This is a genomic window from Pseudoduganella sp. R-31 (assembly GCF_049913235.1).
Taxonomy (GTDB): domain Bacteria; phylum Pseudomonadota; class Gammaproteobacteria; order Burkholderiales; family Burkholderiaceae_D; genus Rugamonas.
The window spans coordinates 503,900-518,312 of sequence record NZ_CP183986.1 but is presented as its reverse complement, the minus strand read 5'-3'; the positions used below and the strand labels follow the sequence as shown (position 1 = coordinate 518,312).

The following is a 14,413-nucleotide window of genomic DNA, read 5'->3' as shown; positions in this document are numbered from 1 at the left end:
GCGCATGTTTGCACAAGAATTACTTGAAGCACACGGCTACGCAATGGTCGACTGCTATATGCTGGGCGACGAACTGCCGCCGACGTGGAAGCTGCTGCCGCTAGTGCCCGACGGCCTGGAAGCCGATGCCGCCAAATTTCCTGCCTTGCTGCCATTGGCATCGCTACCGGATGAAGAATTCTTCGCACTGTGCGAACAGCTGGAGCACGCCCGCGCGCACAAGGTAACGCCGCCCATCCTGTCACTGTTCAAGACCAGCGCCGACGCAAAGCACCTGCAGGCACACTGGAAAAAGCAGCTGATAGCGCGACTGCCTGGCGGCGGCAAGTTCCACCTGCGCAGCTATGCACCGCGCGTCATGACGCAGATACTACGCATCTACAGCCCGCCGCAATTGAAAGCGCTGTTTGGCTGCATTAGCGAATGGAGCATTTACTGCGACCACGAATGGCATCGCTTGCAGGCCCCGGCTTGCGAGCCAGTGCTGGCGCAGTTCTTCAGCCGCCCTCAGGGCGAGCAGATGCACCGCATACAGGCAATCAACCGCACCTTGGCACAGTTGCCGGACGAACTAAGGCCGGCTTACGCATCCGATGCCAAGGGATACTTCAGCGTCAGCGAAAAAATAGACTCGCTGCTGCTCCGCGCAGCGAACCATGCCCTGGCAAGGGAGGACGAGCAAGTCCAGTTCGCATTACACGGCATGACCGTTCATCCGCATTTTGATACGCACCCCCGCGTGCGCGCGCTGCTGGCCGGCATAGACAGGAACGAGCAGACGTACCTGGACGCCATTGCCGAATTGCAGCCCGCAGACTGGCAACGCATTGCCACCGACCTCAACGCGCAACAACACACCCAATACCTGATGGACAAAGCACCATGACATTGAATACCGTACCCGGTTGCGAATTTTGCGACAAGCGTGGATTGCCTGTACTCGTAGCTCGCTACGCGCTGGCGCCCGTCACTGCGGGCGCCCCAAAAACCCGAGCGCTCCATGCCGACGGCAAGACTGAATTCGTGGGCCTGGGTGACTCGGCCCACTACACTCGCCGCCTATTGCGTTGCGGCTACCTTTACGTTCACGACGAAGCACGTAAGCGCTGGGAAGGGTACTTCGTTACTGAAGACGCGTACCTCATGCGCTTCGAAGTGGGCAAGCCAGTGCCAAGTTCCTTTACCGCCAACAAACAACCTTGTACGCAAACTGGCCATCAGCAGGTGGCCGGCATGGTGACCATTCCCGACCCAAACAAGGCCACGCGAGTCTGGTTTGGCTTTTCCGATGTGGAGTGGACTGAAGCGGTGCTTAAACAGCACGAGGATACCGCCTACCGCAAAAAGCACATGCTAATGTTGGACGTCAAAGTCGCCCTCGCGGGTGGCAAGCAAGAAAACGTCCATCCAATCAAACTCCTTGGCAGCAAGGTCGCGGAGTTTGCTTGTGATCCGCTCAAGGCAACAGCGCCTAACGCGTTTTACCACGCTCCGTACCAGTTTACGCCACGCAGGCTCCAGTTGGAGCAAACACTCGAGACCGCTGATGCACTGCGCAAGGGCCAGGGAGTCATCGTCAGCTTGCACGATCCCCTGGCAATGGGCATTGAAATAGCGGTACAGGCAAACCACTTGCTGACAAACAAGCTTGAACTTGATCAGCGGGACAAAACCAAGTCCCGAAAAATCGTTGTATCGAGCGCCATCCTGCAGTTGCGAAGCGCGATCATGGAGAACGCCCGAGCCTCTGCGATTGACGATGCCAAGGAGCTAGAAAATCAAACGTTAAGCATGGGCATGGGGGCTTATAGTTTAAGTGGTTTTTACAAGGGCATGCCGAATCAGGTGGAGATCCAAAAGGAACAAGCCAAAGCTTGGCGACGGTTTACGCACCGCGAGAGTGGGCGCGCTCGTTTCAATGAGGCCATGGTTGAAACGTTCTACAAGAGTTATCAGCAGGAAGTAGAGACTGTTACCGAAACACAAATCAACCCGCTTGGTGAAGCGCATGTCGCCTGGACCACTAGCAAGCGCTTGGCCAATTACATGAGCTGCAGTTTCGATACCACCGACATAAAATCGGGCGCCGCCTATGTCCAAGCGATTCTAAATCTCACTCAAGGGACAGAAGGCATTAAGCCATGCTTTAACCAATACGAAAAATGGCTAAATGAAGATGTTTTCGATTCAGAGAATATCTTGCTGCGCGCAATGGTGTATAACAATGATGCATTAGCCAAAAAAGTAGCGGACGCTACTGCATTCGATTCGCGCGCCATCCCATGGGATGCCTTGGCAGCTAGCTATAAGAAGTCCGTCGAACTCATCAGTGAAAATCAAGCGACGCTAGGTGCCACACTGTTGGCACGAATGATGGGCCCTTTGGCCTACGCGGGCGGCCATTTCGTGGATGGTGCAGCTAAATTGGCCTTTACCATATTAGGTATGCATAGCGGACTGGGATGGGAACGGCTGTCGTTTGAAGGCAGCCGTAAGCAATTCCGTGCGTTTTTGGTACGTCAGATTATTGAAAGCAGCGATACAGGCCTCACCAAAGCGCAAATCAAGATTGCGGTCGACCGGGAAATCCAACTCGCTGCAATTCACGGGGAAAGACTAGAGGGCCGGAGGACCTTCAAATGGGTTGCCATGCGTCAATTGGGAGCTTCAACTCTAAAGACTCCCCGCACTTTGAACGACATTCGATTCGACAAGTTTAAGCAAGTTATCAATTCAAATGTTCGCTTAGGCATGTGTATCGGCGTTCTTCAGTATATATGTCTGACAAAAACCGTTGCCGATCATGCGAAATCATTGGAGGGGGATTTGGCTGAAGCAAGGTCACGTCTTGCCGCAGGCATAATTGGAGTCACGGGTACTTTATGCGAAACCATAGGTGCCGCAATTGAACACATGGGCCAAGCCGGATTTAGATGGGCACAGGGGCTAACGGCGGTTAGATGGGCCGCCAGAATAAAGCTTGTAGGGCAAGCTCTGGGATTAGTTGGTGCAGGAATCATGGCCGTCTGGGATCTCATGAAAGCTAGAGAGGAATTGCAAAAGAACAACATAACCACAGGACGTCTCTACATAGCATCAGGCCTCATCGGCTTAGGTATCGCCATTGCTTTATGTTTTGGGTTCTATCTCGTGACTTTAGTATTCGTCATAGGGTATTTGATAGTTGTCTATTGGCTTGAGCAGGTAAAAGATCAAGCGATACACAGCTGGATCGAGAACTGCATTTTTGGAATCGCAAACAGCTACGATAGCGCAGAGCTTGAGATGAAAGAACTAGGCAAAGCTCTTACTTAAGGAAATAGTAATGTACTCTCCAGAATTTTTGAAGCCCAAGGGATTTAAGGTCAATCGCCCTTTGCAGCAAGAAGAAAGACTCAACGAGCTGAAGAAAAATGAAAAAATTGCCGAATTTGACGAAAATCTGCCGCATTATCAGCTGTCAATCATTCAACAAAATAGTACTTTCGCAGAAATAGTAGATAGGGACTACCCTATCCGGGGTGTATTCACAACACTGGCATTGCTGATTATTGTAGGACTTTCCTGGTTTTTGGCAGCAATTACGTTTGATACAGTTAGCCGGTGGGACGCTATTGAAGAATACAACAGGGAAGGGATGAGAAACACATTGTTCTTTGCTGCCTTGATGGTGTTCCTGTTTATCGCCTTTTCTGCGTATGGACTTTTTCGTGAATCATTCAGCTACACTCATTTTCCTTTAAGACTTAATCGAAAGAACCGAAAAATCTATATTTGGCGCAGAAATGGAGAGGTATTCAGCGCGCCTTGGGATAAAACCTTCTTTTATGTGCGTTGCTACAGTAAGGGCGCTGTCCAGATGTGGGATATTGTCGGCCATGTCTTATCCGAAGATCGCCAGACCGTAAAAGATTCCTTCACTCTGAGCAGCTACACCTCAAGTGACGCAACCGACTTGCGGTTCCATTGGGAATATTTCCGTCGCTTCATGGAAGATGGGCCCGCCCAGCCATATCGAATGCTTAAGATTTGTCTGCCGATAGCCAAACGCCGAGAGACCTGGTGGGAAGGGTTTATGCGCCTGTCGCTTCTACTGCATGGCAGCGTCATTATGCAAATAATGGCCACGCCATTCAATCTGCCCGCCAGCTTAGGCCGAGTATTCGCCATGCATACCAGCAAAATACCGCGCTGGCCTGACTGGGTCGAGCAGGAATGCGCTATTGCCGAAGATGATCCGTATGTTCGCGAATCGGGGTACGAAGCACCGCGAGAAACCTCACAAGCGGCGTAATCTGTTTTCCGCTCAGACAAGATGAAGAATGTATAGCGACTATAGCCAGTCAAAGAAATTCGAGTGGAATGGTCTACCGAATAATGATAAGAAAGAAAACGAACTGAAGATAAAGGAGAAGCTGGAAGGATTTGACGAGAATTGGTCGCATGACGACCCGTTTGTCATCCAGTTTAACAGCACCTTTATCGAAGTGACGGATACCAGGTACCTTTCGCGAGGGCTCGGAACGCTCGGTTACCTGCTCACTATACTGGTGATATTGATACTTTGTTTGCTTATCAATTCTGGCGAGACTGATGCACTTACTCACTTTCATCATTTTATTGACTTCGTAGGATGGAGTGGTTTGCTGTTGCCAATCTTGGTGCAGCTTCTCTTCATGGTTTCCATCTACGAATTGCTGAAGGAGTCCTTCAACTACACCCATCTTCCGATCCGGCTCAATCGGAAAAATCGAAAGATCTACATCTGGAAAAGGGACGGGACGGTATTAACTACAGAGTGGGATAAGGCGTTTTTTTGCATTAGCGAGTATCGATGGGATACCAACGTGGCATTCCATATCAGTTGCTTTCTGATGGAAGGTAAGGGCAAGCACCGGACGGCAACCGGTATTTTCAGACTTGGTTACGCGTCGAAAGATATCAATGAAGTGCGCAATTGCTGGGAGTACCTTCGTCGCTATATGGAAGATGGCCCCAAGCAACCCCACAGAATGCTGAAGGAATGCTTGCCAATCGCGAAACGTTACGAAACCTGGCAAGAAGGCTATGCACGACTACCAAAGGACTGGTTCACCGTTCCGATCTGTTTCTTGGCCAGCTTTGCCCGCGTATTCGCTATGCGCACCAGCAAAATCCCACGATGGCCTGACTGGGTAGAGCGGGAATGCATGATTACGAAACACGATCCCTATGTGCGCGAATCAGGCTACGAGGAAGTGTGACGCGTTTTCATGCGGAACCGAAATGACAAAGGAAATGACGAATGCGATGGCTGTTATCTAGATTTTTGATTTTGCTGGGCGCTCTCGCTTGCTGGATCGCCTTCCTCGCGCTCGGAGTCCGGCCTGACTATAGCAAGTGGGCCAATTACAAATTGGTGACGCTGCACTTTCTGCCACCAATCGGCATGTGCCTGGCATGGTGGTTTGGTCGCTGGTACGTAAGTGACCACAAGCAAAGCGCTCCGGAGGCGCAGCACAACCAAACGGAAGCTGCGATGCAAACCGTGCAGGATCCGGTGCATGCCCGAGTCGAGCAGCGCCGCCAGTATTGTGACTGCCGCTTGTTGACGATCAACGACCTGGCAGTCCACGAAATGCTGGAATTGACCGAGAGCCCCAGTGTGGCAATCTCGATGGTGAAGGCAGACGAGAAGAGTCAGGAACTTGCTTCGCAAGACACTCGCCGAGCGCTGGATGCCGGTATCGCCGAAGCGCTTGGCTATATTTATGCCGAGTGCGGCGCAGCAGCCGCCTTGCCCATCTATCTGGTGGCACCTGCCGACATTGCGGCCAAGGATGTAATTGAACACGTAAGCATGATCGCGGCGAGGCTCATCTCCGACATGAAGCTGCCGGTGAAGTTGAAGGCTGATGCGCCGCTGGTAATGGCCATGCCGTCGCGGGGCAGCGCTTCGAATAGCGTGCTTGGGCTATTCGAGAGCATTCCCGAGCTTCCGGCTGCGGTGGTGCTGGCGTTTGATTCATCGATGTCGCAGCTATCGCTGCCGGTTACAAAGCCTGGCCATGGCGTGTTCGCCCTGCTGGTGACCGCTGCCGATTTACCTGCCATGCTTGATGCGGCGGCCACCGATGATGATTCGTCCCGTGGCTATTATTCGGGCGGCGCTTTGCCTTTGCTTGCGAGTTTGCCGCGACTACTGCGAGATGAATTGCGCGCGCTGGGTTCAGTAGCGCGCATCTACCGCGCCGCCACCGGGAAGATCGACGATAAAAGCGGCCAGCTAGTGCTGACGTCGCTTCTCGAACAGGCGCAACTTCATGCAAGTGCGCCCGGACAGGCTGCCGAATCGCGCTGCGAATGGCTTGTGCACAATACTGGCGAGTCCAAGCATGCCGGTGGCCGCCTGGCCTCGATTGCCGGTGCACTAATGCATCGAAAGATCGACCTTAAACCCATCGAGATGGCAACTGATATGGTCCGGCATGTCGGGCACCTTGGACAGGCCAGCCCCATAGGCCTGCTGGCCGTTGCTTTGGTACAGGCGCAAGGCAAGCAGGGCCCTGTCTTGTGCGCGGAGTTTGCCGAGCCAAATGGCATCGCGATCGCATTTGCAACGCCTCACCTGAGCTAGCCATGAAACGTGTCATTCGATTAGGTGATTCCACCAGCCATGGCGGTTCGGTCACCAGTGCGGCAGAAAACTTCTCCATCATGGGCATTGCCGTTGCGCGCGTGGGCGACACTGTTTCGTGCCCACGTCCGGGTCACAGCGGCTGCACCATCGCCGAGGGCGACCCGGACTGGGTGATCGAAGGCCGCGCAGTGGCCCTGGAATCCCACGTCACCAGTTGTGGCGCCGAGCTGATTTCCTCGTTGCCGAACCTGGAGCGGGGGTAAGGCATCCCGGCCGACGGGCGCTCACCGGCCTACATGCGCGGCACGCCATCCCGATTGACCGTGATGGTGCGGCCAGGTTCGGACGAGAGCTGGGCGCGGTGTTCGGTGCCGCGGAACTCGTAGGTCACGTCCCAGTATTGCGGCGTGCGGCTGGGAATAGCTTCGCAGCGCTGAACGTTCTGGGCGTACTGGTTGCCGGCGTTGCGGCCAACATTGGAGCCGACCGCCGCACCGGCAATCGCGCCGCCGACCGTGGCGATGTCTCGGCCGGAGCCGCCGCCCACCTGGTGACCCAGCACGCCGCCAATCAGGGCGCCGGCGATGGCGCCTGCCGTGCCGCTGCCGCCCGAGGCTTCAACCTGCTGCCGCTCAACCCAGCAGCGTTGCTCGGGCGGGCCCACCACGGCGCGAGCAGAAGTAATTGGGGCTTCATACACACGCTCGCTCGGTCGCATGCGGTATTCATAATTTGGCTGGGCCACCGGCTCTGGTGCGTAAGCCATTTCATCAACACGCCGGCGCGGGGGCACGGCGCGGATCGACGAGATATTGTCGTTAAGGCCCATACCCTCCAGCGATTCATAGCTGCCGCGCCGCAAGATCCTGCACTCGCCCTCGAAGTTAGGTAACGGGCACACTTCCCAGCGGCCGCGCTCAACCACGACCGACGAGGCGCGGTTATCGAAACCTGCGCTGCGCAGATCGCTGATGGAACGTGTGACGTTAATCGGGCGGCCGCGCCAGCCTTCGCGCGGATAAAGCGTGATTTGTGCCAAGGCGTGCGCGCTGACGAGGGTGATTAGCGTCGCCAGCGCAGTTCTGATTGGAAACTTCATGATGTCCTCCGATACAGATCAGGTGCGCCCAGCATGCGCCCGGCAATATCGGCTGGTCTGTTCGGGAACACTCGTTACTTAGTAAACGGAACCTCCCGGCTGGGTTGAGCTCAACACGCCTTTGATGGCTGAGATGTTGTAGTTCAAGGTAGAGTTGCCGTAGCTGGCCCAATTCGCCAGGCTGAAGCTGCCGCTGCCGGACAGGCGCTGCACACCGACATTGCGGTATGTGAGCGGCGTTTTGGGTTTGCAGACTTCGGGAATCCCGACGGTGTTCAGGAAATACGCTGAGCCATTGCCCACGCGCGTGGCGATTCCATTTTCCACCAGCAGCGCAGTTTCCACATCGACGCCAATGCCGTGCGTCATAGGCGTCCAGCCATCGTTCACGATGCGCGCCATGAAGGTCACCAGGCGCCCCATGCGGTCACGCGAATCGAGGTGCATGTCGGAGATCATATTGCCCATGCCGGGCAAAGCCAGGAAGTCACGTCCGAGCGAGACCGATTTGTCATAGGGATTGGATAGCGCCTGAGGCGAGGTGATCGAGCCATTCAAGGCGTTGAACACATACTGGCTCATCACAGCCAAGCCGGCACTGGTGCCGCCGATGGGGACATTCTTGTTGGCCAGCCCCTGGATGGCGGCCTGCAGCGGCGTGCCCTTCCAGTCCTCCCAGTAATTGGCCTGGTCGCCGCCGGCGATCCACAAGGCTTCGGCATTACGCACGCGCTCCAGCACAAACGGATCATTTGCCGCCGCGCGGTTAGGGATGATCAGCGTTTCAACCGAAGTGACGCCGCCACCAAAAGCGTAGATGTAGGGGTTATAGGCATCCGTTCCCGTAGCGCGGATGACGACGAAATTACCGCCGCCTGACTTCTGGATCATCCAACGGAATGCGTCGTCCACGTCCGTTCCCCCTCCCATCAATACCAACGAAGGCTGGGCTGGCTGAGGCCTTGTCACGTTGGTGGGATCGCCCACCACATAGAACTCATATTGCTTTGCAGATTGCGCTGAAGCCGAGACGCACAGGGACAATACCAACAGCAAGAGGGCAGGCAGGGAACGCATGGCAAACTCCACTGAAGTGATGAATATGAAAATTCATTCTACTCATCAGTGAAGGCGCATGCTGCACATTATTCATGCCTCGAAGCGACGCAATCCATCCAGGTCGAGGATGCGGATTCCGCCGTAGTCCACGCGCAACAAGCCCTGCTTTTCGAGCACTTGCAAGGCTTGGTTGGCACGTTGGCGCGAGGAGCCCGACAGGAGCCCGACTTCTTCCTGGGAAATCTGCACCAGCCGCTCGATGCCGGGATACAGGTGGGAATTAAATAGTGACGCAAGGCAGCGTGCAACGCGTGTGTCCGGGTCCAGGAGGCGTTCGTTTTCCACCATGCCGATGAACTGACCCAAACGTTCGTTGAGCTGCATCAAGAGGAACCGGGTGAAGGGTAGGCTATTCTCGAGCAGGTAGTGAAAGGTGGCGGCCGGCATGCGTGCGATGCGGCTGTCACGCAGTGTCATGGCGTCATATCGGCGGCGTTCATCTTTGAGTAATGAACCTTCGCCAAACCAGCCGCCAGGCGGCACGCCAGTAAATGTGACGCTTTTTCCGTTTGGCGAGAAGTTATTCATTTTCACCATGCCCGAAATAATGCCGATCCAATTATCGACAATCTCGCCTTTATGGCAAACGAAGCCGCCTTTGGGAATAAACTCCTCGTAGCAGGTAGCCTCTACGCGCGCCAGTTGCTCCTCTGTGAGCACGGGCGCCCAGGTGGAACTGCGTATGGCTTCGATCAGGCTCGGTTCTGTTTTCATGTTGTTGCGTCGCACCATCAAAAGTCGTCGAATTGTCTTTGAAATGACAACTTTGCGACATAGCTCACGCTAATATCATCACACAAAAAGCGCATCACAACTAAAAATGCGCACCTAAAAACCCAAGGAGACACCGTGCAGGATAATCTGACGACCTTCCCTCGCAGGCTGCTTCAGCATGGCAAGGAGCGGCCGCACAAGCCTGCGTTCCGCGAAAAGGACCTGGGCATCTGGCAGACCTGGGACTGGCAGCAAGTGAATGCGGAAGTGCGGGCACTGGCTTGCGGGTTGGCCGCGATTGGATTCCAGCGCGGCATGAACCTGGCCATCATCGGCGACAACAGGCCGCGCCTGTACTGGTCGATGCTGGCGGCGCAGTGCCTGGGCGGCGTGCCGGTGCCTATGTACCAGGACGCGCCGGCAGCCGACATGTCCTTCGTGCTGGAGAACGCCGAAATCGCGTACGCCATCGTGGAAGACCAGGAGCAGGTCGACAAGCTGCTCGACCTGTGCGACCAGTGCCCGAACATCAAGCACATTGCCTACGAAGATGAGCGAGGCATGCGCAATTACACGCACCAGCAGCTGATGTCCTATGCCCGCCTGCAAGAACTGGGGCGCGAGTACGACAAGGCGCATCCCGGCTTTTATGAAGCGTCGATCGCTGAAAGCAAGGAAAGCGATAACGCCATCATCCTGTACACCTCCGGCACCACGGGCAAGCCGAAGGGCGTGTGCCAGACCCACAAGGCCCTGCTGTCGGCTGCCGTTGGGGGCATCAGCTTCGACAAGCTGACCGACGAAGAGAACGTGTTGTCCTACCTGCCGATGGCCTGGGTGGGCGACTGCCTGTTCTCGTTCGCACAGGCACTGACCGCCGGCTTTACCGTCAATTGCCCAGAATCGTCGGACACCGTGACCACCGACTTGCGCGAAATCGGTCCGTCCTACTATTTTGCACCTCCGCGTATTTTCGAGAACATGCTGACGCAAGTGATGATTCGCATGGAAGATGCGGGCGCCGTCAAGCGCAAGATGTTCCATCACTTCATGGACGTCGCACGCCGGGTGGGGTCAGACATCCTGGACGGCAAACAGGTGCCGCTGGGCGAGCGCATCAGCTATGCCATCGGAAATGTGCTGGTGTATGGGCCGCTGCGCAATGTACTGGGCATGTCGCGTATCCGTGTCGCCTATACAGCTGGTGCTGCAATCGGTCCGGACCTGTTCCGCTTTTATCGCTCGATTGGCGTCAACCTGAAGCAGTTCTACGGTTCCACCGAGACCTGCGCCTACATCTGCCTGCAGCCGGATGGCGAGATCAAGTTCGATTCCGTCGGAAAGCCGGCGCCTGGCGTGGAAGTGAAGCTGGCGCCGAACGGCGAAGTGCTGGTCAAGTCGCCGACCTTGATGCATTGCTATTACAAGCGCCCTGATGCGACGGCCGAGGCCATCGACGGCGAAGGCTATTTCCACACTGGCGACGCCGGCATATTCGACAACGACGGCCACCTGCGCATCATCGACCGCGCAGCGGACGTGGGCAAGATGAACAACGGCGCCATCTTCGCGCCCAACTACATCGAAAACAAACTGAAGTTCTTCCCCTTCATCAAGGAAGCCGTGGCTTTCGGCCATGAGCGCGACAAGGTCACCGCCTTCATCAACATCGACATGGAGGCTGTTGGCAACTGGGCCGAGCGGCGCGGCATCGCATACTCGGGCTATACCGACCTGGCCGCCCATGAACAGACTTACGCGCTGGTCAAGGAATGCGTGGAAAAGGTAAATGCCGACCTGGCACAGGAGGCATTGATGGCGGACACCCAGGTCCACCGGTTCCTGGTGCTGCACAAGGAGCTCGACCCTGACGATGATGAATTGACTCGTACCCGCAAAGTGCGCCGCAAGTTCATCGCCGAGAAATATGCGGTGCTGATCGAGGCACTGTACGGCGGCAAAGCTTCGCAATACATCGAAACCCAGGTCAAATTCGAAGACGGGCGCACCGGCATGGTGGCAGCCGACCTTCGGATCATGGACCTCAAGGCAGCATAAGCGGGGAAGCCACCATGCAAATGAACGAACCGGAAGCCATCACGGCTGGCCGCAAGATCGGCGACGTGATCCTGGACCTGCGCAATATCTCGCTGTCGTTCGGCGGGGTGAAGGCGCTGACCAATATCTCCTTTGATGTGCGCGAGCATGAAATCCGCGCCATCATCGGCCCCAACGGCGCAGGCAAAAGCTCGATGCTGAACGTGATCAACGGCGTATACCGCCCGCAGCAAGGCGAGATCATCTACCGCGGCCAGCATCGCAAGAATATGGATTGCTACGCGGCCGCCAAGTCGGGCATCGCGCGCACCTTCCAGAACATTGCGCTGTTCAAGGGCATGACTGTGCTGGACAACATCATGACCGGCCGCAACCTGAAGATGAAGTCGAACTTCCTGCTGCAAGCCCTGTATTGGGGGCCGGCGCGCCGCGAGGAGATTGAGCATCGCCGCAAATGTGAGGAGGTGATCGACTTCCTCGAAATCCAGCATATCCGCAAGACGCCGGTCGGACGCCTGCCCTACGGGCTGCAAAAGCGTGTTGAGCTTGGCCGTGCACTGGCCGCCGAGCCGCAGATCCTGCTCCTGGACGAGCCGATGGCCGGCATGAACGTGGAAGAAAAGCAGGACATGTGCCGCTTCATCCTCGACGTGAACGAGCAGTTCGGCACCACTATCGTGCTGATCGAACACGATATGGGCGTGGTGATGGATATCTCAGACCGCGTGGTGGTGCTGGACTACGGGAAGAAGATCGGCGATGGCACGCCGGACGAAGTCCGCACCAACCAGGACGTGATCGATGCTTACCTCGGAGTGGCCCACTAAATGGATATCAACTTCTTTGCCGAAGTGCTGATCGGCGGCCTGCTGTCGGGCGTCATGTACGCGCTGGTAGCCATCGGCTTTGTGCTGATCTACAAAGCCTCCGGCGTGTTCAATTTTGCCCAGGGCGCCATGGTGTTCTTCGCGGCGCTGACCTGCGTCGGCTTCATGGACAAGTTCGGGCTGTCGCTGTGGCTCGCCATTCCCGCGACTGTGCTGGCGATGATCATCCTCGGCCTGGCGATTGAAAGAGTGGTTCTGCGGCCCCTGGTGAACCAGCCGGAGATTACGCTGTTCATGGCCACCATCGGCCTGGCCTTCTTCATCGAAGGACTGGCGCAATTGATCTGGGGCTCCCAGGTGCACAAGCTGGACATCCCGATCGAGGACGTGCCTAGTGAAATCCTGATGGAAAAATTCAATATCATCGTCTCCAAGTTCGACCTGACCGCTGCCGCCATTTGCGGCGTGATGGTTGCGGCGCTGGCGCTCATGTTCGCCAAAACCAAGGTTGGTCGCGCGCTGCGCGCTGTGGCCGACGATCACCAGGCCGCACAGGCAGTCGGCATCCCGCTGCAGCGCATCTGGGGTATCCTGTGGGCGGTAGCGGGCATGGTTGCCCTGGTCGCGGGGATGCTGTGGGGCGCGCGCAATGGCGTGCAGTTCGCGCTGACCTTCATCGCGCTGAAGGCGCTGCCGGTGCTGATCCTGGGCGGCTTCACCTCGGTGCCAGGCGCAATCGTCGGCGGCCTGATTATTGGTGCTTCCGAAAAGCTGGCCGAAGTGTATATCGGCCCGCACGTTGGCGGCGGCATCGAAGGGTGGTTCCCCTATGTGCTGGCCCTGTTGTTCCTGCTGGTGCGCCCGGAAGGGCTGTTCGGCGAAAAAATCATCCGGAGGATTTGAGCGATGTTCTACCGCGAAGCAGGACAATTCAAGACCAGCTACGAAGCGGATGGCCAGATCCTGCCGATCCGCCAGGACCGTATCGCGCTGTTCACTACCTTGGCCGTGGCGCTGCTGGTGCTGCCGCTGGTGTCGTCACCCTACATGCTGTCGGCCATTTTCATCCCCTTCCTGATATTCGCGCTGGCCGCGCTCGGGCTTAACATCCTGACTGGCTATGCAGGCCAGCTCTCGCTCGGTACTGCAGCTTTCATGGCCGTGGGCGCGTTCGCCGCCTATAACTTCATGCTGCGCGTTCCAGGCATCCCGGTGCTGCTGGCCTTCGTTCTGGGCGGCCTGTGTGCGGCAATGGTCGGCATGGCCTTCGGCCTGCCTTCGCTGCGCATCCGTGGCTTTTACCTGGCTGCTTCCACGCTGGCGACACAGTTCTTCGTGGTGTGGTGCCTGACCAAGATCGGCTGGCTGACGAATTACAGCTCCTCCGGCGTGATCACCGCTCAGAAAATGGAGATCTTCGGCTATGCCTTCGACACACCGGAACGCAAGTACCTGCTTGTGCTGGCGGTGGTGGCGATCATGGCGCTGCTGGCGAAGAACATGATCCGCTCCAACGTAGGCCGCTCCTGGATGGCAGTGCGCGACATGGACGTGGCAGCAGAGGTGATTGGCATTCGCCTGATGCGCACCAAGCTTCTGGCATTCGCGGTCAGCTCGTTCTACTGCGGCGTCGCTGGCGCACTTTACGCGTTTGCCTACCTCGGAACCGTGGAGCCGGAAGCCTACAACCTGGACCTGTCCTTCCGCATCCTGTTCATGATCATCATCGGCGGCGTCGGTTCCGTGCTCGGATCCTTCCTTGGCTCCGCCTTCATCGTCCTGCTGCCGGTATTCCTGAACATTGTGGCGCACGGCCTGGCGCTGCCTACTACCGTGGCATCGAACCTGGAATTGATGGTGTTCGGCGCCCTGATCATTTTCTTCCTGATCGTGGAACCCCACGGTCTGGCGCGTTTGTGGCAAATCGGTAAAGAGAAACTCCGCCTGTGGCCTTTCCCGCACTGAGCGGCAACTATA

The 14,413-nt window shown here is 56.6% G+C and carries 13 protein-coding genes; 10 read left to right on the top strand and 3 right to left on the bottom strand.

Features of this window, described 5'->3' with window-relative positions:
• The first annotated feature begins 4 nt into the window (after positions 1-4).
• The 6 genes from ACN9MY_RS02360 to ACN9MY_RS02335 are packed head-to-tail and all read left to right on the top strand — an operon-like array spanning position 5 to position 6,882.
• A complete protein-coding gene (locus ACN9MY_RS02360; RefSeq protein WP_426320261.1) occupies positions 5-886 on the top strand; it encodes a DUF4123 domain-containing protein in 882 nt (293 codons plus the stop codon).
• Positions 883-3,315: a T6SS effector BTH_I2691 family protein gene (locus tag ACN9MY_RS02355; protein ID WP_426336803.1), complete on the top strand. Its 2,433-nt coding sequence runs from the start codon at positions 883-885 to the stop codon at positions 3,313-3,315. Before ACN9MY_RS02360 ends, ACN9MY_RS02355 begins: the two co-directional genes overlap by 4 nt.
• 10 nt (positions 3,316-3,325) lie before the next feature.
• A complete protein-coding gene (locus tag ACN9MY_RS02350) occupies positions 3,326-4,294 on the top strand; it encodes a DUF6708 domain-containing protein (RefSeq protein WP_426320257.1) in 969 nt (322 codons plus the stop codon).
• Between the two features lie 28 nt (positions 4,295-4,322).
• Positions 4,323-5,243, top strand: a complete 921-nt coding sequence (locus ACN9MY_RS02345) for a DUF6708 domain-containing protein (protein WP_426320255.1) — start codon at positions 4,323-4,325, stop codon at positions 5,241-5,243.
• Between the two features lie 41 nt (positions 5,244-5,284).
• Complete coding sequence (locus tag ACN9MY_RS02340; RefSeq protein ID WP_426320253.1) at positions 5,285-6,616, top strand: hypothetical protein; 1,332 nt, start codon at positions 5,285-5,287, stop codon at positions 6,614-6,616.
• Between the two features lie 2 nt (positions 6,617-6,618).
• Positions 6,619-6,882, top strand: a complete 264-nt coding sequence (locus ACN9MY_RS02335) for a PAAR domain-containing protein (protein ID WP_426167094.1) — start codon at positions 6,619-6,621, stop codon at positions 6,880-6,882.
• A 29-nt stretch (positions 6,883-6,911) separates the two neighbouring features.
• On the opposite strand, the gene ACN9MY_RS02330 is transcribed toward ACN9MY_RS02335, so the two are convergent.
• From ACN9MY_RS02330 to ACN9MY_RS02320, 3 genes are all read right to left on the bottom strand, one after another.
• Positions 6,912-7,718, bottom strand: coding sequence for a beta/gamma crystallin-related protein (locus ACN9MY_RS02330; protein WP_426167092.1), 807 nt, complete (start codon positions 7,716-7,718; stop codon positions 6,912-6,914).
• A 78-nt stretch (positions 7,719-7,796) separates the two neighbouring features.
• Entirely contained in the window at positions 7,797-8,795 is a 999-nt protein-coding gene (locus ACN9MY_RS02325; protein ID WP_426167090.1) for a cyanophycinase, read from the bottom strand.
• A 72-nt stretch (positions 8,796-8,867) separates the two neighbouring features.
• Positions 8,868-9,551: a Crp/Fnr family transcriptional regulator gene (locus tag ACN9MY_RS02320; RefSeq protein ID WP_130316223.1), complete on the bottom strand. Its 684-nt coding sequence runs from the start codon at positions 9,549-9,551 to the stop codon at positions 8,868-8,870.
• A 135-nt stretch (positions 9,552-9,686) separates the two neighbouring features.
• Here ACN9MY_RS02320 and ACN9MY_RS02315 point away from each other — a divergent pair, with 135 nt between their 5' ends.
• From ACN9MY_RS02315 to ACN9MY_RS02300, 4 genes are read left to right on the top strand one after another with little or no spacing between them, the layout of a single operon-like run.
• Positions 9,687-11,609 (top strand): AMP-dependent synthetase/ligase, encoded by a 1,923-nt coding sequence (locus ACN9MY_RS02315; protein WP_426336802.1) that lies wholly within the window; start codon positions 9,687-9,689, stop codon positions 11,607-11,609.
• Positions 11,610-11,623: 14 nt separating this feature from the next.
• Positions 11,624-12,436 carry an ABC transporter ATP-binding protein gene (locus ACN9MY_RS02310; protein ID WP_426167084.1) on the top strand — a complete coding sequence of 271 codons (813 nt, stop codon included), beginning with the start codon at positions 11,624-11,626 and terminating at the stop codon, positions 12,434-12,436.
• 6 nt (positions 12,437-12,442) lie between these two features.
• Positions 12,443-13,339 (top strand): branched-chain amino acid ABC transporter permease, encoded by an 897-nt coding sequence (locus ACN9MY_RS02305; RefSeq protein WP_426337622.1) that lies wholly within the window; start codon positions 12,443-12,445, stop codon positions 13,337-13,339.
• 3 nt (positions 13,340-13,342) lie between these two features.
• The gene (locus tag ACN9MY_RS02300) at positions 13,343-14,401 is read left to right on the top strand and encodes a branched-chain amino acid ABC transporter permease (RefSeq protein WP_426336801.1); all 1,059 of its coding nucleotides are present in this window, start codon (positions 13,343-13,345) and stop codon (positions 14,399-14,401) included.
• Positions 14,402-14,413 lie beyond the last annotated feature (12 nt).

Coding starts and splice junctions, on each gene's coding strand:
- ACN9MY_RS02360 (WP_426320261.1), top strand. CDS start 5: ATGTTTGCACAAGAATTACTTGAAGCACACGGCTACGCAATGGTCGAC.
- ACN9MY_RS02355 (WP_426336803.1), top strand. CDS start 883: ATGACATTGAATACCGTACCCGGTTGCGAATTTTGCGACAAGCGTGGA.
- ACN9MY_RS02350 (WP_426320257.1), top strand. CDS start 3,326: ATGTACTCTCCAGAATTTTTGAAGCCCAAGGGATTTAAGGTCAATCGC.
- ACN9MY_RS02345 (WP_426320255.1), top strand. CDS start 4,323: ATGTATAGCGACTATAGCCAGTCAAAGAAATTCGAGTGGAATGGTCTA.
- ACN9MY_RS02340 (WP_426320253.1), top strand. CDS start 5,285: ATGCGATGGCTGTTATCTAGATTTTTGATTTTGCTGGGCGCTCTCGCT.
- ACN9MY_RS02335 (WP_426167094.1), top strand. CDS start 6,619: ATGAAACGTGTCATTCGATTAGGTGATTCCACCAGCCATGGCGGTTCG.
- ACN9MY_RS02330 (WP_426167092.1), bottom strand. CDS start 7,718: ATGAAGTTTCCAATCAGAACTGCGCTGGCGACGCTAATCACCCTCGTC.
- ACN9MY_RS02325 (WP_426167090.1), bottom strand. CDS start 8,795: ATGCGTTCCCTGCCTGCCCTCTTGCTGTTGGTATTGTCCCTGTGCGTC.
- ACN9MY_RS02320 (WP_130316223.1), bottom strand. CDS start 9,551: ATGAAAACAGAACCGAGCCTGATCGAAGCCATACGCAGTTCCACCTGG.
- ACN9MY_RS02310 (WP_426167084.1), top strand. CDS start 11,624: ATGCAAATGAACGAACCGGAAGCCATCACGGCTGGCCGCAAGATCGGC.
- ACN9MY_RS02300 (WP_426336801.1), top strand. CDS start 13,343: ATGTTCTACCGCGAAGCAGGACAATTCAAGACCAGCTACGAAGCGGAT.